The sequence below is a fragment of the Kitasatospora sp. NPDC092948 genome (genome assembly GCF_044754805.1).
In the GTDB taxonomy this organism is placed as follows: domain Bacteria; phylum Actinomycetota; class Actinomycetes; order Streptomycetales; family Streptomycetaceae; genus Kitasatospora.
The window spans coordinates 540,580-563,287 of the sequence record NZ_JBIVPU010000001.1; the positions used below are offsets into that span (position 1 = coordinate 540,580).

7 protein-coding genes are annotated in these 22,708 nt (G+C 73.3%); all 7 read left to right on the forward strand.

Annotation, left to right across the window (positions count from 1 at the left end; translation table 11 throughout):
• Positions 1 to 104: 104 nt before the first annotated feature.
• The 7 genes from ACIQF6_RS02025 (at position 105) to ACIQF6_RS02055 (ending at position 22,582) form a co-directional block, all read left to right on the forward strand.
• Positions 105 to 944: a YwqJ-related putative deaminase gene (locus ACIQF6_RS02025; protein WP_400888930.1), complete on the forward strand. Its 840-nt coding sequence runs from the start codon at positions 105 to 107 to the stop codon at positions 942 to 944.
• Positions 941 to 1,915 (forward strand): SUKH-3 domain-containing protein, encoded by a 975-nt coding sequence (locus ACIQF6_RS02030; RefSeq protein ID WP_400888933.1) that lies wholly within the window; start codon positions 941 to 943, stop codon positions 1,913 to 1,915. The genes ACIQF6_RS02025 and ACIQF6_RS02030 overlap by 4 nt, the downstream gene beginning before the upstream one ends.
• The gene (locus ACIQF6_RS02035; RefSeq protein WP_400888936.1) at positions 1,912 to 2,202 is read left to right on the forward strand and encodes a hypothetical protein; all 291 of its coding nucleotides are present in this window, start codon (positions 1,912 to 1,914) and stop codon (positions 2,200 to 2,202) included. The genes ACIQF6_RS02030 and ACIQF6_RS02035 overlap by 4 nt, the downstream gene beginning before the upstream one ends.
• Before the next feature lie 435 nt (positions 2,203 to 2,637).
• A complete protein-coding gene (locus tag ACIQF6_RS02040) occupies positions 2,638 to 3,234 on the forward strand; it encodes a hypothetical protein (protein ID WP_400888939.1) in 597 nt (198 codons plus the stop codon).
• Positions 3,235 to 3,373: 139 nt separating this feature from the next.
• Complete coding sequence (locus tag ACIQF6_RS02045) at positions 3,374 to 5,731, forward strand: hypothetical protein (RefSeq protein WP_400888942.1); 2,358 nt, start codon at positions 3,374 to 3,376, stop codon at positions 5,729 to 5,731.
• Between the two features lie 38 nt (positions 5,732 to 5,769).
• Positions 5,770 to 6,795, forward strand: coding sequence for a hypothetical protein (locus ACIQF6_RS02050; RefSeq protein WP_400888945.1), 1,026 nt, complete (start codon positions 5,770 to 5,772; stop codon positions 6,793 to 6,795).
• A 4-nt stretch (positions 6,796 to 6,799) separates the two neighbouring features.
• Positions 6,800 to 22,582 (forward strand): hypothetical protein, encoded by a 15,783-nt coding sequence (locus tag ACIQF6_RS02055; protein ID WP_400888948.1) that lies wholly within the window; start codon positions 6,800 to 6,802, stop codon positions 22,580 to 22,582.
• Positions 22,583 to 22,708: the final 126 nt, after the last annotated feature.

Here is a 22,708-nt window from a genome sequence, read left to right on the forward strand (position 1 = left end):
GCGGGCCAACATCCGGCATTCCTGACGTTGTGTCGAATTCCGGGTAGTATCTACTGTCGAGACTGCGGCCGACCGGCCGTCCGAAAAGAGAGTGCAGAACGCTCATGCCTCAATCCCCCGACCCCGACGCGACGATGGCGTGGCTGGCCGGCTGCGGCTGGTCGCCCTCGCGTGACATCGGCGAGCGGGCTCGTGAGTTGCTTGCCGGCTGGATGCGCGGCCCGGCGGACGACGGGTCGGAGGGGGAGGAGTCCGCAGCCGTGCGGGAGGCGCTGTCCTTCCTCGGGCGGTTCGGTGACCTGACGCTGCCGACGGCGTCCGGTGGGGCGCTGCGGACGGTGCCGCCCGCGCCGGTCGCTGATGCCGAACTGGCTGAACTGGCAGAGGGGTTGGGCGATCCGGTGGTTCCGGTCGGGACCGAGGTGGACGGGCCGGGGCAGCTGGTGGTCTCGGGTGGCGGCAGCTACTTCTTCCTGAGTGACGACGGTGTCGAGTTCCTCGGCCTCAACCCGTACGCCGTGCTGGACCGGTTCCGGCCGGTCGAGGAGGCCGAGGTGCCGCACACGGTGTCGACGCTGCTCGTCGGGCGGACGGTCTACACCCAGTCCAACTCGGTGGGCGAGGACGAGCCGGAACTGCACCCGGCGGTGCGGGAGTTCCTGGGCGGGCTGCCGCCGTACCAGCGCGAGCCGTTCGCCGCCCGGTGTGCGGAGAGCGGTCTGATCTCCGACGTGCTGAGCCGGCTGGACGAGGAGCGCGGTGACGGGGCGGAGTTGACGCTGGACGAGGCCCGCCCGCACTTCGCCGAGAGCTGGATCCGCAGCATCGCGGTCCGGCCGGACGACGACGCGGAGCACGGCCGGCCGGTGCCGCCCTGCCGTTCCTGCGCGGCCCTGCTGGCCGAGCTCGGTGTCCAGCAGCTGGTCGAGGGGGACGAGCGATGACGGACATCCATTTCACTGCGGGGCTGCGTGAGGCCCTGGTCGAGGCCGGCTGGACCGAGGGCCGCCGACCCACTGCGGAGGCGGACCGGCGACTGCTGATGACGGTCGTCGCGGTCATCGACGATGACGCCCTGGTGGAACCGTCCGAGACGGCGCAGCGTTTCCTCCGGGACTACGGCGACCTGACGATCCCCCAGGTCGGCCTGGGCGTGGAGGTCGCGGCGCACAGTGCCGTGATCGACTCGGAGACGGCGCGCGGCAGCCGTACGGCGGCTTCCGCGCTCGCTCGGAGGCTGGGCGTGTCGGTGTTCCCGGTCGGGCGGACCGGTGACGGTGTGCTCGCCGTCGACGGGCGGGGGCGCCTGTTCCGGCAGGGCCGGAGCGACTGGTGGTACCTCGGGGCGACGCCCGAGGAGGGGCTGGCCCGCCTGGTCGAGGGGTACGCCCCGGCCCGGGTCGGGGTCGGTGGACACTGGTCGGAGCCCGAGCCGTTGCCGCGTGAGGTGCACCGGGACGGGTGGGTCGACACCGGCCCGGCGAGCGAACTGCTGGCGGCCGGGATGGCGCTGGCCGCCGAGGCCACCCGCCCGCTGCGGCGGCACGGGGTGCCGGCGCTCGGCCGACTGGCCCTGACCGTCGAGGGGGAAGGCGTCGAACTTCCGATCCTCTACCGGGAGTTCGATCTCGACGAGGCGGACCCGGAGGGCCGGATCGCCGAGATCGTCGACCGGACCTTCCTGCGGCCCGGGACGAGGCCGGTCCGGGTCACGGTCCGGCTGACCGCCCAGCCCGCCGCGGAGGACGGCTGGGAGGTGCTGGTCGTCGCCCGGGCCGACCGCAGCCGGGAGCTGACGCTCCGGCACCGCAGCCCCGCCGGGCAGCAACTGCCTGATTCGGTCGATGTCACCGCGACCGTCACAGCCCTGTCCGCGCTCGGCGCGGCACATCGCACCACAGGAGGAACGGCATGATCACCCAGGAGCAGGCCCTCACGAAGGCCCAGGCATGGCTGAACGAAGGCGCCCCGGAGGGGGCCGGACGTGAGGTCAGGTTCCGCGAGTTCGATCTCGGTTGGGTGGTGTGGGCCGCGCCCGCGCCGCTGGAGGTCGACCCGGTGACCGGGGCGGTTCGGCCGCCGGCCGATCTCGGGGACTCCACCGGCGTGGTGGACCGGGCGACCGGTGAGCTCAGCACCTGGCCGTCGATCCCGATCGACGCGGTGATCGAGGCGTACCAGGAGCAGCAAGCCGGGCGGTGACCACCGGTGGGGGTGGATGTCACCGCCCACGGCGGCCGGGCCTCAGCACAATGAGGGCCGGCCGCTTCCGCTTTTAGTCAAAAACTGCCCAATCATCACCGGACATTCACGACTGTCTCGGCGCGAAGCGCCCCATCCGGCTACCAGGCGAGTGATTCACACCAGGAATTTACCAACTGCATACCTTCGGGACTGATGTCCCGGTCTGTCGTTCTGTAAAGCTCGTACCGAGGTGACGTCCTGTCACCTCGGCGGACGTGCTTGGCCGGACGCCCCCGAGTGCCTAGTAAAGTTACCTGACAATTGAGCGGGTGCGGCAGCCTCGGGTGCCCTGGCCTGCCCTGAATCCGGTGCGGGCGCTGCGGCGTGCCCGGCCGGTGGGCGGGCCCGACGGGTGTCCGGCCGCCCGGGGGCGGTGACCTGGAGGGGTGGACGATGGCAGACGAGACGGTGTGGCTCGACCTGGACGAGGTCGAGACGGCAGCCAAGAAGATCATGAGCCTGCTGGCTGAACTGGAGGGCCCGGCCAACCACTTGGAGGCCGTGGTCAAGCAGGTCGAGGGCTCGGTGTACGGCACCGACCTGGTCGGAAAGGCCCTCAAGGGCGGCGGGTCCGCGGTCGGTGGCCTGGACAAGCACCAGCAGCAAGTCCTCGAGGGCATCCGCGAGTTGATGAAGAACGCCACCGCCGTCGGGCAGAACCTCCAGACCATGGCTGCCCGGCACCGGGCCAACGACGAACTCCAGGGCGGCGAGATCGGCAAGATCTCCACCCACGGGGACATGCCGGCCGCTCCGCGGGTGCCCGGCGGCCCGGTCGAGGTGACCGCCCCGCTGTCGAGCGAGAACCGCGTGCCGGCCGCCGACCCGGTGACCCCGCCGCCGCCGACCCCGGTCGCGTCGATCGGCAACACCAACACGGACGACGGCTACCAGAGCGTGGAAGCGCCCAAGCTCGACTACAACCACCACAAGGACATCCCGGACCCGATCCGCGGCGGTGGCGGCCCCGGCATGCGACAGGTCATCTGACCGTCCTGTCAAGCGACTTGTTCGTCCGGCGCGGCGGCGTCCGGCTTTCCCGTCGCCCCGCTGCACCGCCGAACCGTCACCCGGGACGCTCACCCGTCCCCGCTCCGACCACGATCGTCACACCGGAGAGACTCCCGCCATGATCGAGCTGCCTGCCGACCTCGCCGAAGTACTGAAGACCGTCCAGAAGAACGAGAACGGGAAGGACATCGCCTTCCCGGACGCCAACGAGGAACTCCTCGGTGAACTCGCCGCCGCCTGGGACAAGTGGAACCAGGTCGCGGACACCAACGTGCGGGCGATCACCGAGGCCGCCCAGCGGGCCATGGCCAGCATGTCCGGTCCCGCCGCCGACAGCTTCCAGCAGTACCTGCAGAAGTTCGCCGGCGGCGACGAATCGCACGTCGCGACCACTCTCCAGTCCGGGCAGTCGGTCGCCAACGCGCTGCACGGCGCGACCGGTGCGGTGACCGACACCAAGAACGAGATGGTCCGTGAACTCCAGTACGTCAAGACGTACATGGAGCAGAACCCGGCGGGCAAGCACGACGACATCGCCAACTCCGAGGGCATCAAGCAGGCCGCAGCCCTCTACCACCAGTACGTCGGCCAGGTCGGCACCCACGTGGACGGCCTGCTGCGGAAGAACGCCACCCACATCGCCGACATGAGCGGCATGGCGAAGACCTGCTCCCTCAACGGGCAGAGCGCGTCCGGCGGTTCGGGCGGGGCGGCCGGAGTGGGCGGAGCCGGTGGGGCGGACGCCGCCGAGGCGGCCGCGCGCGCCCGCGGCAACAACCCGGAGGGGATCTTCGGCGCGGGCGGGGCGGGCAACACCCCCGGCGCGGCGGGCGCCCCCACCCCGTTCTCGCTGCCGGACGCCCCCAACGCGGCGGCCGCGCACCTCGCCGCGGCCGGAGCCGCGGGCGGCGCGGCCGGGTTCGGCGGCATCGGCGACGTGGGGCAGTTCGGCGGGGCCGGCGCGGCCGGTGGGGCCGGATCGGCGGGCGGTGCAGGGCAGTTCGGCGGCGTCGGCGGGGTCGGGTCGGTGGGCGGCGCGGACCAGTTCGGCGGCGGCGGAAGCTCCGGCGGCTCCGGTGGCGGCCCCGCCCTGGCGCCGTTCAAGATGCCCACCCCGAACATGCCCGACTTCGGTTCGGGCAGCTCGGGCAGCGGGGCACCGGTGTTCCACCCGCTCAGCGGCGGCTCCGGCGCGGGCCCGCTGAACCTGGCCGGTCTTGGCGACCTCGGCAGCCTCGGCAGCACGCCCTCGGTCTCCAGCAGCCACTACTCGCCGCTCGGCGGCACGCCCAGCCCCGGCCTGAGCAGCGGCGGCCCCGGCAGCAGCTCCCTCGGAAGCTTCCCCGGGCTCCCCAACGTCGGCAACTTCACCGGAAGTTCGGGCGGCCCCCAGACTCGCAGCCTGACCCCGTTCAAGGGCACCACCAGCAGCCCGTTCAGCGGCTCCGGCGGTTCGACCGCGCGCGGCGGCGCGAGTGGCGCCGGCGGCTCCGCGATGCGCGGCAAGGTCGGCAGCGTCGGCGGGGCCGGTGGCGGCTCGGCGCTGCGCGGCGGCAGCGGCCTCGGCAGCAGCTCGCTGGCCTCCCGGGCCGGCGGCGGAGCCGGACTCGGCGCGGCCGGCGGGGCGTCCGCCAAGGGGATGTCCGGCGCGGCCGGGGCCGGCCGGGTCGGCTCCAGCGGGCTCTCCTCGGGCGGCGCGGCCGGTCGCGGCGCGGCAGGCGGCGGCGCCGCCGGCGGCGCTGCGGGCGGCCACATGCCCGGCATGGGCGGCGCGGGCCGCAGCGGGAAGGGCAAGGACGGCAAGGCGGGCAACCGCTTCCTCAGCCCGACCCGGTTCGGCGCCGAGGGCGAGGAGGAGGACGAGTTGCTGCACGACAGCGGCATCCTCGGCCAGGCCGGCGAGGTTGGCGAGCGCGACCGCCACTGGCACCGCGCCCGCCGCCGCTGGCTGGACGACGCCCGCTCCGACGGCACCTTCATCACCCCCGAGCCCGCGCCCACGCCGGTCGCACCGGCCGGCCCCGCCAGCGAGCAGGAGGCCCTCAGCCAGCTGGCCGGCATCCTGCTCGGCACGGGCCCGGGCACGGACGCGGGTGCGGGTGCAGGTGCCGGGGATGCGGCGGACGGCTCCGCGGCTGGCGGTTCGGGGATCGGCGGTGCCGGGGCAGCGGACACGAGCGCACCGGCTGCCGACCTGGCGAGCCGCCGGGAGAGCGCCGCGGCCCCGGCGGAGACGCCCGGCGGCGGCGCGGACGACGGCTACCTGGAGCGTTCGCGCAGCGCCGCCGCCCGCCGAGGGCATGCGGACGTACCGGCCGCCGCTTCGCCGGGCACCGCGGCAGGTGCTGCGGCGGGTGCGGACGAGAAGCCGCAGCGCGCCCCGCTCCGCGAGGAGGGCGGCTTCCAGGTACCCAGCCCGTTCCTGCGCGCCGCGCTGTCCCGCCTGGCCACGTCCGGCGCTCCCGCCACGGACTGACCGCGTCCGCCGTCGAACCGAACTGACGAAGGATCACCATGAGCAACGACGAGCAGGCCTGGTACGCCGCCACCGAAGCCGCGGAACCCGCCCGGCCCCGGGTGGGCGCGGTCGCCCCCGAGCCGTTCCAGCAGGCCGAGGCGGGCACCCCGCTCCGTCCGTTCGAGCGGGTCGAGATGGCGACCCCCGTCGAGCCGTTCGAACCGGTCGAGCAGGCGCGGTCGGCGCGGATCGCCCCCGAGGCGTTCCAGCGGGCGGAGGCGGCGACGCCGGTGGAGCCGTTCGCGCCGGCCGATGCGGCGACGCCGGTGGAGCCCCGGGTGATGGCGGACAGGGTGTTGCGTCAAGGTGAACCGGTGGCCGCTGCGCAGCCGGTGGAGCCGTTGCAGCCGTTGCAGCCGGCCGATGCGGCGACGCCGGTGGAGCCGTTCACGCTGGCCGATGCGGCGACGCCGATGGAGCCCCGCCTGATGGCGGACAAGATGCTGCGCCAGGGTGAACCCGTCGCCGCCGCACAGCAGTTGCACCCGTTGGTGGCCGAGACGCCGGTGGAGCCCCGGCGCACGGCGGACAGGGTGGGGACCGTGGTGGCGGGCAACCGGGCCGGAGCCAAGCCCGCGGCCGGCGGCCAGGGCGGGTCCGGGAGCGGCCAGGGCTTCCAGGTCGACCCCGGGCAGTACCAGGCGGCGGTGTCGCCGATGCTCGCCGTCTCCGAACAGGTCGGCTCGCTGTACAGCATGCTCAGCTCGTACCTGCCCGCGCTGGAGTCCCAGAACCCGTGGGGCAACGACGAGTCGGGTAAGCAGTTCGCCGAAGGCGACAAGGGCTACCTGAAGTACAGCAAGGACACCCTGGACGTCATCAAGGGCCTGCCCGAGGCGCTCAAGGGCATCGCCGACGGCCTGAAGGCGATGGCCGACGGCTACCAGAACGCCGATCAGGGCGTCATCGACGAGTTGGACAGCGTGGACCCCGGCAGCGCGCCGATGCCGGCCTCGCCCCAGCTGTCGAACCCGGTCCCGATGCGGATCACCCCGCGGATCTCCCAGAGCGGAAGGCACTGACCAGATGGCTGTCGAACTCCCGGAGCCCCTCCAGTGGGTGCTCCTGCTGCTCGCGGGCTGCCGCTGGCCGGAAGCCGACGAGGACCAGCTCCGTGACATGGCCGACCACTGCCGCAAGGCGGCGGAAAGCCTGAAGGACGCCGCGCAGAGCGCCGACGCCACGGTCAAGCGCGCGCTGGAGGGCCAACAGGGCGTCGCCGCCGAGGCGTTGGGCAAGTACTGGGAGAAGTACTCGGTCGGCAAGGGCACCGAGCAGGACCCCGGCTACCTGCCCGGCGCGATCAACGCGCTGAACGGCATGGGCGACATGCTGGAGCAGGTCGCCAACTCCGCGGAGACGGCGAAGATCACGATCATCGCCCAACTCGGCATCCTCGCCTTCGAGATCGCGACCGCGGAGGCCGAAGCGCCGTTCACCGCGGGCGCGTCGATGCTGGAGGTGCCCGCGTTCATCGCGGCCAGCAAGGCCACCGTCTCGGCCACCCTGAAGGTGCTGCTGAAGGAAATGATCACGATGGCGGTCAAGCAGGCCGCCCAGATGGCTGCGATCAACTTCCTGGCCCAGGGCATCGAACTCGCCGAGGGCCACCGGAAGAGCATCGACATGAAGGAAGTCGGCATGAGCGCGGCCGGCGGTGCCGTCGGCGGCGCCTCCGGTCACCTGCTCGGCGCGGGAATCGCCAAGGGCGCGGAGAAGCTCGGCGCCGAGGCCGCACTCAAGACCACCGCCGGCAAGATGGCCACCGGCGCGGCGGTCGGCGTCGGCGCGGACGTCATCACCCAGGCGGTCACCACCGGCAAGGTCGACGGCAGCTCCCTGCTCGGCTCCGGCCTCTCCGGCGGCGCGGGCGCGGGCCTGCACGCGGGCGCGTCCGCGGCCAAGGGCCACTTCGCGACGCCCAAGGCGGCGGAGGCGCCGAAGCTCCCGGGTTCCGGCGCCGGTGCCGGTGAGCACGGCGGTACCCCCAGCTTCAACAAGCCCGATACCTCGGTGGGCAACAGCGCGTACCACGGGCCGTCCGGCGACTCCGGCAGTTCCGGCAGCTCCGGTACCCCGCACACGGCGGACTCGGGTTCGTCGAGCTCGGGTGCGGGTGCGGGTGCGTCGCACGAGACGAGTGCTGGTGCTGGTGCGGGTGCGTCGAAGGTGAACGGGCTGAGCCCCTTCGGTGCGGGACGTGGCGGCGACGCCCCGTCCGCCGTCGGTTCGCCGTCCGCCGAGCACAACGCTGCCCCGGCACCGAGCCACGAGTCCGCCCCGGCCCCGGCCCCGGCTGCCGCTCCGCGCGAGCAGGCGGCGACGCACGTCCAGGAGCAGACGGCTCCCCGGACCGAGTCGCAGCCGGCTGCGGCGGCGCACGAGTCGACGCCCCGACAGGAGGCGTCGTCCCCGGTTCACGAGAACGTCGGCCCGCGCAGTGAGTCGCAGCCGGCTGCGCCCGCGCAGGAGTCGATGCCGCGTCAGGAGAACGTCGCGCCGGGGGCGGAGCAGTCCGTGCCGCGTCAGGAGGCGTCGGCGCCGGTTCACGAGAACGTTGCTCCGCGCAGTGAGTCGCAGCCGGCTGCGCCCGCGCAGGAGTCGATGCCGCGTCAGGAGAGTTTTGCGCCGGGGGCGGAGCAGTCCGTGCCGCGTCAGGAGGCGTCGGCGCCGGTTCACGAGAACGTCGGCCCGCGCAGTGAGTCGCAGCCGGCTGCGCCCGCGCAGGAGTCGATGCCGCGTCAGGAGAACGTCGCGCCCACCCACGAGTCGGTGACGCCGCGCTCCGAGCCGCTGCCGGCTCCGCCGCCGTCGTCGCCCTCGCACGAGACGGTGGCCTCGCACGCCGCGTCGCAGGAGCACAACTCCGTGCCGCTGCAGGAGACTGCCGTCCCGTCGCGCGAGTCGGTCCCGGTGTCGCACGAGAACGTGCCGCCGCAGGCCGCCGGGGCCGGGCACGAGTCTGTTCCGCGTCAGGAGAACGTGGCATCGGCGCAGGAGCCGGCGCAGGTCTCGAACGTCCACGAGGCGGCTCCCCGTCAGGAGAGCGTCGCACCGTCGCCCGAGTCGGTCCCCGCTGCGCACACCGCGCCGCAGACGCACGAGTCGGTGCTTAGGCAGGAGGGCGTCACGTCCTCGCACGCCACTGCGGAACCGACCCCCGTCCAGCAGTCGATCCCGCGTCAGGAGAGCGTCAACCCGGCGGCTGCGCACGACACTTCGGCCGACTACGAGCCCACTCCGCAGAACGATCCGCGGGAGCCGCGGCCGAGCGGTGCCGGGGCGTCCTCGATGCCCAACCTGGCGGGTGTGCTCGGCGGTGCCGGGCACGCGGCGGGGGCCGGTGGCGGGACCCACCTGGACGGCGGGACCCGGCTCTCGGCCGGGCCGGCCACGACGCGTCCGGCGGCGGGGCCGGAGCAGGTGCCGGGGCAGATCGTTCCGGACGGGTTGGGTGACACCGCGCCGACCGCGAACACCGCGCAGAGCCCGATGGCCGGTGCGCCGATGGCGGGCGGTTTCACGCCCGGCCCGGTCGGCGGGGCCGGCGGGCACGGCGGCGGGTCCGGGGCCTCGGCCCACGCCGCGCCGTCCACGACCGTCCCGCACCAGGGCGGGGCCAGGCCGGCTGCCACCCCGAACCAGGCCGGTCCGGTCGGCGGCACCATCCGCCCGGGCGCGGGCCGGACGTCCGAGCCGAGCAACGGCGCGAGGCCGGTCGGCGGGACCAGGCCCGGCAGCGAGACCAGGCCGGTCGGCGAGACCAGGCCCGGCAACGGCAACGAGCCGACGACGAACCGCCCGGACCCGGAGCAGGTGCACGACCAGCTGCTGGACCGTCAGCGGCAGGAACGTCAGGAGGAGCTCGACCGGTTGGGCCGGACGGCCAACGTGCGGGACGCCGTCGAGCAGCTCGGCGGCACCCAGCGGGACATCTCCCGGATCCGCCCGGCCGACGCGGACCGGCTGCGGCAGGACCTGCCGGGCATGACGCCCGAGCAGCGGTCCCAGGAACTCGCCAACCTCAAGCCGGAGAACCGGCGTTGGCTGGCCCGCGACCCGAAGTTCGTGGACGCGCTGAAGGACGCGCTGCCGCCGAAGGACTTCGCCAAGGTGGCCTCCGAGCTGATCGTGCACGTGGACCCGCGGGCCGAGCAGGCCCCGTCCGCGCGCCTGGAGGCACAGCAGCAGGTCGCCCGGTTGCTCCAGGACCCGGACACCGCAGCGCAGTTGATGAAGAACGGCGCGGACGTGGCGGTCGTCCCGAAGGACGTCCGGATGCCCGACGTCCCGGGCCTGCACGACCTGCGCGGTACCAGCAACAACTCCGAGGCGGGCGGCGGTCGCGGCTACGACGACATGCGCGGCTCGGGCGGCAGGCACTCGGCCGTCACCGAGGAGAACCTGCTCGGCGAGCACACCACGATCGGCAACTCCTCCCACTACGCGGACGGTTACTCCACCACCACGCACGAGTTCAGCCACACCGTGCACGAGTACGGGCTGAACGGGCACGACAAGCAGACGATCACGGACGTCTTCAACAAGAAGAAGGCGGACGCGGAGGCCGGCAAGCCCGTGCACTGGCCGGACGGCGACACGCTCGGCAACTACTCGTCGAGGAACGAACAGGAGTACTTCGCCCAGGCCACCAACGCCTACCTGGGGACGAACCACGGCACCGACCCGTACACCAACGTGCCGCGCAACAACGGCCCGGAGTGGGTGAAGCAGCACGAGCCCGAGCTGTACCCGCTGCTGAAGAAGCTCTACGGCGAGGACCCGTCCGCCATCCACGACGGCGCCGCGAACCCGGTGCGCGAGACCACCGAGCAGAACGCCACCTACGAGGGCTTCCGCGAGTTCATGGAGCACGTGGACGGCACCGGCGGGACCACCGAGCACGCGCCTCCGGCCGCCGAGCACGCGCCTCCCGCCGCCGATCACCTGCCGCCCCTGCCCGATCACCTTCCGCCCGTGCCCGAGCACCAGCCGCCTGCGTCCGAGCCCCGGCCGCAGACCGACACGCCGTCGGCGAAGGACCAGCTCCCGCCCCCGCCGCCCGCCAACACCCCGGCCGGGCACAGCGGTTCGGCCCAGCCGCCGGCGGCGAAGGGCAGCGAGTACACGCACAAGATCGACGGCAAGAAGACCTTCGACACCATCGACGACTTCCTCGGCAACTCCCCGGAGTTCAAGGATGCCCGCGGCACGTTGGAGGGCTACTCGCGGGCCGATCTGGAGGACAAGGACACCGACGCGATCCTCTCCCAGTACCGGAACGAGAAGCGTCTGCACGTGGACGTGCTGTCGCGGAACGCGGACGGACTGCACCAGGCGGTCGCCAAGCTGAACGAGGAGGTGACGGCCGCCAAGACCGAGCGGGACAAGGGCGGCCACACCCCCGAACAGCGTGCCGAACTCCAGGACCGGTACGAGAAGTTGAAGGCTGCCAGGGACAGCGCCCAGGAGCAGACCGACCGGCTGGCGATCTTCGAGCACGAGCGGCTGAAGGGTGACACGAAGCGCAAGGACCTGGCGGACCGCCTCAGGGACCGGCAGGAGGCGGAGGTGCGGGTCCTGCCGAAGACCATCGAGCGGATCCGGGCCGAGGAGAAGCGCGTCGACGAACTGCTGAAGGAGGCCAAGGCCAACCAGGCGGTCGCCACCAAGTCCAAGGACGTGCACAAGAAGCGGGTCGACGACCTGGAGCTTCAGCAGAAGAAGTTGCAGGGGGACCGCGAGCAGCGGGAGAAGGACCTGACGGCCGCAAAGGCGGCGGTCGACAAGAAGGCTCCGCCGCGTACCGGCGGCACCCGCGACGAGGGCGTGCCGGTACCCGTGCCCCCTCCCGGGCGGGTGACCAAGAAGGCGGATCCCTGGAAGCCGTTCGAGGACAGCTACCACAAGGCCTTCGGGTACTCCGAGCACGGGCTGATGCAGGAGCAGCCGCACGCCGAGAAGGTCGTGACGCGGATGAAGGACGGCAAGGTCAAACTGGCCGATGCCGCCGTCAACCGCAACCACGTGATCGCCGACTACATGGTGCACAAGTACGTGACGGCGGCGGTGTACAAGGCGCGTTCGCTGGACGAGGCCGAGCACCGGGCCGTCTCGGACGCGTTCGGCGACTTCGTGACCGCGATGGCCCCGGACCGGCTCCGGATCTACGACACGTTCGGCGCCCAGGCGGAGTCCCGGCTCGCCGAGGGCAGCCCGGAGCACGCCTTCCTGGTCCGCCAGGACCTGGCCGCCACCGTTCACGACGTGGACCTGCGGACGACGTACGGCAACGAGCGGCTGGCGGACGCGTTCGATTCGCGCGGGGTCACCGACCGCGACAGCGCCGAGGCGGCCGTGGCGAGCCTGGAGCACGAGCTCGGCCGGTCCGGCCTGGACGTGTCCGCCCGCGGCGAGCTCGACCGGCTGGCCGCCGAGGTGGCCAAGGTGAACCCGGCGGGCCCGTCCCACGAGCAGCTCACCGCCGTGCACGACGCGATGGGGGCGGTCGAAGGGAAGATCAAGCAGGGCGCCGTCGACGACCTGGCGCTGGTCAACGGCATCACCGGACCGCAGAAGATCGACGAGACGGTGGCCTCGCTCCGCGCCGCCGCCGAGCACGGCGGGCCGCTGACCCCCGAGCAACAGCGGCGGCTGGCCGGCCAGTTGGACGATCTCGCGGGTCACGTCGAGCAGGCGGGTCGGGTCGGACAGGCGGGCCCGAAGGCGGACGCGCTGCGCGAGTTGGGACGCAACCCGGGCGACCTCTCGACGCCCGAGACCCAGCAGCGGTACCGCGACCTCGCCGACCAGCTGGCGGCCGACCGGGCCGACGTGCGCCGGAGCGAGATCGACCGGCGGCTGTCCGAACTGGGCGATCCGACCGGACCCATGGTCCCGCCGAAGGCCAGGGAGAAGAAGCCGAACGACCCCTTCGAGGAGACGCCGGCCCACAAGGACCTGATCGGCGCGCAGAGTTCACTGGCCACCAGCCAGAAGGCGAAGACCAAGTCCGAGCAGGCGGCCAACGCGGCCGACGCCGCCCACACCACGGCCAAGGCGAAGGCCGACAGCTCCGCCAAGGACGCCGCCGACCACCCGGGCGACGCCGCCAAGCAGCAGAAGGCGGCGAAGGACGCCGCTGCCGCGGAGGAGACGGGGAAGAAGGACACCGACGCGCAGAAGGACCTGAAGCAGAAGCAGGACGCCGTCGATGCCGCCGGCCGGCGGCTGGCCGACGCCCAGCAGGTGCGCGACCGGGTCAAGCAGCTGTACGACGACCAGCTGACGTCCAGCTCGACGAAGTCGGAGAAGGTGCTCGCGTCCCGGAACGCCCAGATGCTGTTCGACCGGGATCTGGTCGCCCAGCAGTACGGCGGCATGCACGCGCGCGCCGGGGCGGGAGAGAACCACCCGGCCGCCATGTTCGACCAGGCGCTGACGGCGCGCGCCGAGGACGTGCCCGCGCTGATCGAGGAGATCACCGCCGGCCTGTCCAACAGCGCGTCCAACCTGCGATTCGGCGACGACCGGGCCAACCAGTGGATCCAGAACTTCCTGGACCCGCACCTCATCCGCGACCCCGAGCTGCTGACCGCCGTCGCCCACGAGCAACTGCCGCCGGAGACGCTGTACGCGCCGCACACCGCCGACCTGTTGCAGGCGGTGCGCGGCCTGGAGGCGAACGGGCTGGTGCCGCCGGAGCTGCGCGACATCATGGCACCGAAGACCCAGGGCGACCTGGACAAGGTGGTGAAGGGCAACGACCCCAGCCCGAGCTCCCGGATCATCGCCGACGACATCGGCGTTCCGGCCGGGCACGCCGACAAGCTCCCGGTCTCCTCGTCCGGCGAGTTCGCCAACCGGGCCGACGCCGCCGAACTGACCGACGACCAGCTGAGCCGCCTCGGCGTGGAAGGCCTGTACCGGCCCGACCACGTGGCGCAGCCGACGTCGACGCCCGACCACGACGTGGTGATGGCCGACGCCGACTCGCAGACCGCGCACCGTCCGGACACCGACGTGCAGATGCACGACGGGACGGCCGACACCCCGAACCGGAAGCGACGCCGGGACGACAGCGACTCCGACGCGGAGGACCTGCCGGACGCCACTCGCCGCCGGCTCGACAACCTCACCCTCGGCGGGTCGACGCCGCCCCCGCCGCCGCCCGCGCCCACTGCGCACGGTACGGGCACGGGCACCCGGGGGTTCGGCAGCCCGGTCGCTCCGCCGCCCCCGCCGCCGTCGAGCACCGTCCGCGAGGGCGTGCCGTCGGGCAGCGGTCACCACTCGACGCCGCCACCGCCTCCGCCCGTCAGCAATCATGACGGTGCGTCAGGAGCGGTGCACGAGACGACCGTTCACGAGTCGACGCCCCAGGACGCGCCGCTGCACGACCAGCAGCCGCCGCACAACCAGCAGCCGCCGCTGGCCGAGCCGTTGCTGCCGCCGCGCGGCACCGTGGAGCACTGGCTGGTGACGGACCCGGCCGAGCTGCTGTCGAAGGCACCGGTGTCGGTGTCCTTCGCCGACGGCGCGATGCAGCGGATGCCCGAGCTGGCGAAGCACCAGGCGAACGCCTTCGTCGCCGCCGTCGAGGCCGCGGACCGGCACTGGTTCACGGTCGAGCCGGACCGCTCCAACATCGGTCCGGGCAAGAACGGCTTCGTGCTGGTCCCGGCCTGGGAGAAGTACCGCCAGCACGACCCGAACTTCCTGGAGCCGCCGGCCGGCATCAAGCTGCCCGAGCCGAAGGAGGACCACCACTACGTCACCGGCTCGTACGTGCCGTACAAGACCGGCCGCCCGGACCCGAACGTGCCGGGCGCGATCGGCAAGACCGTGGTGCCGATGCACCCGGACCCGTCGCGGCCGGGCGACGGGCTGGTGCTGACCGGCGGCATGAACGGCTGTGCGTTGGCGATCACCGACGTGACGCCGCACAGCTTCACCGTCTGGCACGTCCAGTCGTACACCTCGTCCTCGAACCTCGGCCTGACCGCGGACTTCCGGGCCGGCAAGTCGGTCACCGACTGGTTCGGCCTCGACGAGTACCGGTCGCCCGAGCAGTCCCAGCTGTACGAGGCCACCAACATGCTCAAGTACGGCGAGCACGGTTGGGAGGTGATCAGCCACGAGGTGATCCAGGAGGCGGGCAACTACCACATCGGCCGGGAGAACCGGCGCCCGCTGAACTTCGAGCCGCCCACCGAGGCGGACCGGGTCCGGATGACCGTCGGCACCTACGAGGTGACCGCCCGCGAGCAGCTCGAACGGTTCGACACGGCCGCCGCGGGGGTGCTGGGCGGCCTCAAGCGGGACAACTTCGCGTTCGGGCTGCTGGAACAGCAGATCGGCGAGATGCGCGGCCACCTGACCGGCCAGCTGGAGACCGTCACCGCTCTTCGGCAGCCCGGCCACACCCTGGAGGACGTCCGCAACGTCACCCAGCAACTGGCGGCCGACGCCGCGCAGAACGTGCACGCCACGAACGACCGGCTGCTGCTGATCGAAGGCTCCATGCGGACGCTGCTCGGCGAGGGCGGCGGGCCCGGCGCGGGTGCGCCGCCGCACTCGCGGCAGGGGAAGATCGACCAGCTGCTCCAGGAACTCCACCCGGAGAGCGGAGGCCGCTGGATCGACCGGATGGGCGAGGACGCGACGAAGCAGATCCAGGCCCACCAGGCGCCGCCGCCTCCGCCGCCGGCCGGCGAGGGCTTCGGCACGCCCGCCACGGGGCAGCACGGCACCGATCAGTACGGCACCGGGCAGCACAGCACCACCAGCCACGACGTCGAGCCGATGGACATCGACAGCCCGACGTCAACCACGCCAACCACCGGACACGAGAGGGTGGTTGAGAGCGGCGGCGAGACCGTTCCCCGGGAGGAGGCCCGCAACGACCGCAAGCGCGGTCGGGACGACGACGGGGTGACGATCCGCAGGGAGGTCGAGCCGGACCGGCCGCAGGCCAAGCGGCAGCGCACCCCCGCGTACGAGAACTCCGACGCTGTGATGTACGACCGCGGCTACCAAGCGGTCGGCCCGCAGCACGAGTTGACCGGGCAGCTGGTGGACTACCTGGGCGGCGCATCCAAGTTGCACCCGCCGATGAGCAACTCGCTGCTCCAGAAGGTCAATCCGCACCAGTCGCCGGTGCGGCCCGCCGAGGGCTTCCAGCCCGGCCGCGACCTGAACGCCTGCTTCGAGAACGTCGAGGCGTACCGGGACACCCACTTCGGGCGCCCCCGGGTCTCGGGGCAGACCCTGCACGGCACGGTCGAACCGATCCCCGGCAACGTGCTGTGGAAGCGGCACGACGGGCCCGCGCTGTTCGGCGAAGGGCCGGACGCGGTCAACGGGCTGCTGGCGAAGGTGAAGGCCGGTGGGCCGGGCAGCTTCGCCACCGTGCTGGGCGCGGGGCAGACCGGCGCCGGGCACGCCGTCGCGCTGGTCCACGACCGGGACGGCACGCTGCGCTGGGCCGACCTGACGGACCGCCGGGTGGTTCCCGCCCGGCCCGGGGAGATGCCCTACAGTTTCGACCCCTCGTGGACGCTGTGGGCCTCCGTCGCGGACCGGCACGAGACCAACATCTCCGGGCCGCACGACCCGCAATTCATGGAGCGCTACAGCACGTTCACCCGCGACGAGCCGTTGCCGCACGACACGTCCGAGCCCATGGACATTGACGACGGCTTCGGCGCCGAGCACGCCAAGCTCGACCACACCGACCCCGAGGCCGTGCACCCCGAGGCCGTGCACCCCGAGCAGGCGCCGAAGAACGCCGTGCCGCAGCCGAGCGTCCCGCAGTCGACCGACCGGACCTCGTCCGGTGACGAGGGACCGGACACGCCCGGGCTGACCACGCCCGCCACCCCGCCGCCGAGCACGCCCGGCGGCAGCACCGGCGGCCGGGTGACCGGCGGGCCGACCCGCCCCCGATCGGCCTCGGCCCCGGCCGAGTTCGGCCCGCGCAGCACGACCACCACCGAGTCCCGCCCGGCGGCGGGCCAGGGGAGCACGCCCCGTTCGACCTCCCCCGAGGGGGCCGAGCGCACCGGGCCGCCGTCCACGTCGGACCCTGTCCACGGGTCGGAGGCGGAGTTGCGGCCGTCCACGCCGGAGTCCGTTCGTGCGCCGGAGGCGGAGTTGCGGCCGTCCACGCCGGAGTCCGTTCGTGCGCCGGAGGTGGAGTTCCCGCCGCCCGGGCAGCGGGTGCTGGTGGCCGGGGACGGCTACTGCCTGCTCCGTTCGGTCGCGGTCGGCGCACCGGAGCTGGGCGGTCCGCGCGAGTTGCAGGCCGCGGTCGGGGAGCACTTCCGGGCGCTGCGCCCGGAGGAGTGGCCGGCCGAGGTGGTCGCCAACTACCGCGGCAACATGCTCAGTCGGGCCGACCTGCCCGCGGGCGACCTGCTGGCGCACCTTCCCTCCGACGCCCGGGAGGCGTTCAGGGGGCTGCCCGTCGACCAGCTCCGGGAGATCGTCGGTCAGCACCTGACCGACAACGCGCCCCCGCCGTCCGCCCAGGAACGGGCAGCCCTGCTCCGGACCGTCCAGGACTGGGACACCCGCTGGCAGTCGACCGAGGGCGAGATGCTCCCGGCGGCGACCGCCCACGCGCTCGGCCTCCGGCTCCGGGTGGTCGACCACGACGGCACCACCCAGGCCGTCTTCGGCCCCCAGGACGGACGCCAGGTGACGGTGTACCGCGCCAGCGACCACTACGACGGCAGCGAACCGCCGCTGTCGAACCCCCCGGTGTCCGAGCACGTCCCGGTGTCCGAGCACATTCCGGTGTCCGAGCAACTCCCGGTGAACGACCACGCGCCGGAGACCGGCGACACGTCGACGACCGATCACGTCCCGACCACCGATCACATCCCGCCGACCGATGACGTCCCGCCGACCGATCAGGTTCCGCCGACCGACCGTGCCCCGGTCGTCCCGCAGCCGGACGAGACGCCCGGACCCGAGCCGACGCCCCGGCCGGAGGCCCTCGCGCCGAAGCCGATCGCCGGCACCGACCTGGTGGTCGGGCTGACCGGTAACGAGAAGGCCGTGCGGGACAAGGTCATCGACGTCCTCGCGCAGGCCGTCCCGGGCGACCGGGCGGCGGCGCGGGCGTTCGCGGATGCGCACTTCGGGCCGGCGACGCTGCGCCCGATGCTCGGCGCGCTGTCGCGGGGCGAGGTATGGACGGCGCCGTTCGACGGCAACGGCTGGAGCGGCAGCGTCAAGCTGCGCGGCGAGGTCACCGGGTCGACGCACCTGCGCACCGAGAAGATCGAGTTCGAGAACGGCGCCGACCGGACGGTGGCGACCGGGACCAGCCGGGACGCGCAGTGGCAGTTCAACGTCGGCGTCCAGGCCCGGCAGTCGCGCGGTGTCGGCGATCCGTCGGAACTCGTCGCGTACTACCACGACCGCGGCCAGGCCGAGGTCAACCTGGACCTGGGCGGCACGGTGGCCCGGTCCAAGACCAGCGGGCCCGCCGAGGTGTACCGGTCGACGATGCGGCTGGACCTCGACTTCGGCGACCTGCGCCGCAACGGCGAGCCGGTGCAGGGGAGTTCGGGCGGTCGCACGGATCGGGTGGACCTCGATCTGACCGTCGCCGTCCCGGAGCGGCCCGAGGTCGCGCCGGGCGGCGAGCTACGGGTGCCCCCGCAGCGGCTGCTGGACGGCCGGGTCGGTGGCCAGGAGATCGTGCTCGACCTCGCGCCGCGCGGCAGCTCCCAGGGCCGGCTGCCCGTGGAGTCCCTGCTGGACGGCGCGGAGGCGGCGGCGAAGCGTGAATTCGGCGGTCACTGGCCCGAGTTGCGCGAGAAGGTGCTCGCCGAGGTCGACTTCGCCCGGCTCCAGCGGGACTTGAAGAGCATGACGGCCGGCGAACCGGTGTCCGTCACGCTCACCGACGTCCGCGGCAAGCAGGTCGGCACGGTCGAGATCAGCGCGCGGGTCGGCGAGTTGAAGCAGGTCGGCACCACCAAGGAGACCGAGTTCAACATCGGCACCACCGTGCAGCAGGTGCGCAGCACGTCCGCCGGCCACGGCCACGCGGCCCAACTCGGCTTCTCCGCCGGGGTGAAGGCCGGCACCGCACTGATCGGTGGCGGCGGTGCCGGACGGCTCGGCCGCGACCACGTGGAGATCAGCGGCGACGCCCGGACCTCCCAGCTGACCAGCAAGTCGAAGGTGCCCGGCGTGCTGTACGACGGCACCGTGCACTTCGACCTGTCGTTCAACGGCAAGCCCGTCGCGCACGACCCGGCCGCGGCGCACGACGCGGTCACGGCGGACGTCCGGCTGCTGGTCGACCGGGCGGACACCACCGACACCCCGTCCGAGACGTCGACTCCGGTGTCCCGGAACGCCGGTGAGTCGCACGAGGTGGTCAGCCCGCCGGACAGCGTCTGGCGCGGCGGCAACGACAGCGGTGGGCTGGGCGAGACCGTGGTGGTCCGCGACCTGGAGAGCACGGCGGCGCTCCGTGCGGCGCTGGACGCCAAGGGCCGGGAGCGGTTCGGCGACGACTGGAACGCCGTCCGGGACCAGGTCATGCAGGGCTTCAGCCAGCCGAACCTGGCCGCCCGGCTGACCGGGATGACCCGCGGCGAGCCGCTGGAGGTGAAGATCCCCGGCAAGGAGGGCCTGGTCGTCACGGCCACCGCCCGGGTGGAGGAGATGACCTACCGCCGGGAGGACGGCAAGGCGGAGCTCAACACCGTCAACGAGACGAGCACGTTCAGCGTGGACCGCCGGCTGGACGCCCGCACCACGCTGGAGCAGGGCCAGCTCGGCGGCAGCGTCGCCAAGGCCACCAAGACGGCGCCCGGCGCGGAGATCGGCGTCACCGGCGCCGGTCAGCAGCGCCGGCGGGCCGGCGGGCAGGGCCGGCAGGCCGACCGGGTGTACGCCAGCGGCAAGTACAGTGCGCCGCAGGTGATTTACGGGGCCGAGCTGAGGGTGGACGTGCACGTCGGCCGCCCCGGCGAGGCGGGCGCCGGACGTCCGGACTTCTCGGAGCCGGTCCGCGTCGAGGTGGGCATGGACGCCCGGGAGACCGTGAAGGTCCAGGCGCCCCGCACCGAGGACGGCGTCATCGGCTTCAAGCGCCCCGAGGACACCGCGCCCCGGCCTGCCGAGCCGACCGCCGAGCCGACCGCCGCCCCGACCACCACGCAGACCGCCGCCCGCACCGAGCAGGCCCCGTACGCCGCGCCGTCCCGGATGACGGGGCGTCACGAGCTGAACGCTTCCTATGTGGTGCACACCCTGAGCGGCGCCGACAAGGTGCGCGCCGAGGTGGAGAACGCGGTGCGGTCCAAGCACGGCGAGCCGTCGGAGGAGGTCAGGCAGCGGATCGCCGCGAGCTTCGACCGGGTCGCGCTCAAGGCCCAGCTGTCGCAGCTCACCCGCGGCGGGCGGATCACCGAGACCGTGTCCGGCAAGACCTGGTCGGCCGAGGTGACCGTCACGGCGAAGCTGGGGGAGTCGACCTACCACTCCCGGGCGGAGAAGTACGAGTTCGAGTCCGGCACCCGCACCTCCAGCGGCCAGGGCAACCTGCGCGACAGCCGGGACCGGCTGAACGGCGGCGGCCAGGTCAAGGTGAAGACCGAGGTGGTGGACGTCAGCGGCGGCTACGCGTACCGGCTGGACCGCGGCTACGGCCGGGCGGCGGAGACCGTCGGCTCGGCCTCCAACCGCGGCAAGCACGTCGAGCCCGCCGTGTTCTTCGACGTCACCGCGCCGTACGAGGTCAAGGTCGCGTTCAAGCGGCTGGGCCTGCCCGACGGGGTGCACAGCGCGGACGTGGAGACGGTGGCACGGGTGGCCGTCCCGGCGCGCGACGCCGTCCCGAGCGGTGGGGCGGTCGAGCGCACCACCGAGACACTGCCGAAGGGCTTCGCGGAGGGGCGGCGACTGGACTCCTCGGCGATCGTCACCGACATCCACGCGCTGCCCGGAGCAGCGGACGGAGCTCCCCGGCGGACCCTCGGCGAGTCGGTGCTGTCCCAGGTGGAGTCCGGCTGGAAGCGCGGCGGGCTGCGCCGGAAGGCGGCAGGGCAGCCGGAGTTGACGCGCAATCCGTTCGGCAGCGACTGGGCGGGCATCCGCGGCAAGCTGGACGCGGAACTCACCCCCGACCGGCTCCAGTCCCGGCTGAAGGCGATGACGGCCGGCGACGAGATCGTGGTGCGGCACGGGCGGACCACCGTCCGGATCGGCGCCCAGCTCCGCGACCGGATGGTGCACCTCGGCGACGCCGGCACCACCGAGTTCAACGCCGGCACCGATGTGCAGCGCAGCTTCGCCCAGACCGGCAGCACCGGCACCGGCCACCAGGGCACCCTCGGCGTGGCGACCGCCGTCCCGGTGCCCGGCGCGCCCGCCGTCTCGGTGACGGCCGGCCTGACCGGCACCGGCGGCCACGGCCACGACCACGTGGAGACCGTGACCCGGGGCACCGCGGCCGGGGCCGCCACCAAGGCCAAGCTGCCCGGCAGCGCCTACGCGGGTGAGGCGGAGCTGCAGTTCACCATCACCCGGCGGCCCTGGTTCGGCGAGCAGGTGTACCAGCGGCGCACCGCGGCGATCGGGTTCGAGGCGCTGGTCGAGACCGGGGAGACGGTACCCGCGGCCGGTGGCGCGCGGGAGGCCGCCGCCGTCCGGGCGCCCGAGTCGGTGACCGTCCAGGTGCCGCCGGAGCGGGTCTGGGAGACCGGCCTGCGCGACACCGACGTGCTGCGCTGGCTCGGCGACGTCGGCGGCGTCCAGGACCTGGTGCGGCTGCGCGGCCCGGAGTACTTCGGCAGGTCCGGGTGGAAGGAGATGGAGCCCGTGGTCGGGACCGTCACCTCGCACAGCCACCTGTCGGCGCTGTTCGGCACCGCCACCCAGGGCATGGAGGTGGCCGCGAGCATCCCGTCCAAGCGGGTCATGCTCGGCGGCGGCAAGGGCGTCGAGGTCGGGGTGAAGGTCGTCTCGCTGGAACACCGGGCGGTCGACGACAAGGTCGAGCTGAGTCCGGCCAACGCCACCGCCTCCGGCCGCACCCGCAACGAGCTGACGGCGCAGAACGCGGGCGCGCAGGGCCAGTTCGGCGTGAAGCTCACCGGCGACACCACCAACAGCCCGGCGGTCGTCGGCGGCGCCCAGCGGCTGTGGCGCGAGGGCGGCGGCCACGGCGACTCGGGCCAGGTGATCTCCAACGGCAAGTTCGCCACCCCGATGGCGCGCTACGCCGGCCATGCCGAGGTCGAGGTGACGCTCTTCGACGGGGACCGGAAGCCCGTCAAGGAGAAGGGAGTCGTCCCGTTCGCCGTGGACATCCCGCTGTCCGAGACGGTCGGGACGGACGTGCCGGGCGACCGGTACCTCGCCTTCACCGACCAGCAGCGGGCCGGTGAGCAGCGGGTCACCGACGGGGCGTGGCGGCTGGACGAGGTCCAGCGGCTGCTGACGCCGAACGCCGACCCGGCCGCCCGCACCCCCGCCGAGCACGAGCAGCTGCTCGGCACGGTGTGGCTCGGACGGGCGGTCTACGACCGGGAGTTCACCGCGAGCACCGATGCGGGCGCCGCCCACGTCCGGGCCACCCACCAGCTGGTCGAGCTGGGCGGCGGCACGTCGGACGGTGCCTCCGCCCTGCTGGGCAGGCTGCTCGGGAAGGCGGACGGGCAGTCGCCGACCGTGGCCGAGGTGCGCCAGGTGATCGACTACGTCGAGCGGAAGTCGGCCGAGGGCCCGGTCACGGTCGACGACCTGGCCGCCGGGGCGCAGCAGGGCTGGGAGGCCTGACCCGCCCCGCCCGTCCGGCACCGCCGGGGCCCCGCGAGGCGGGCCCCGGCGGTGTCGGACGACCATTGACAGCCGATCAGTCCGGTCGATCTAATGCTGAGGCCCAAGAACGCGCAGCTCGCTGGG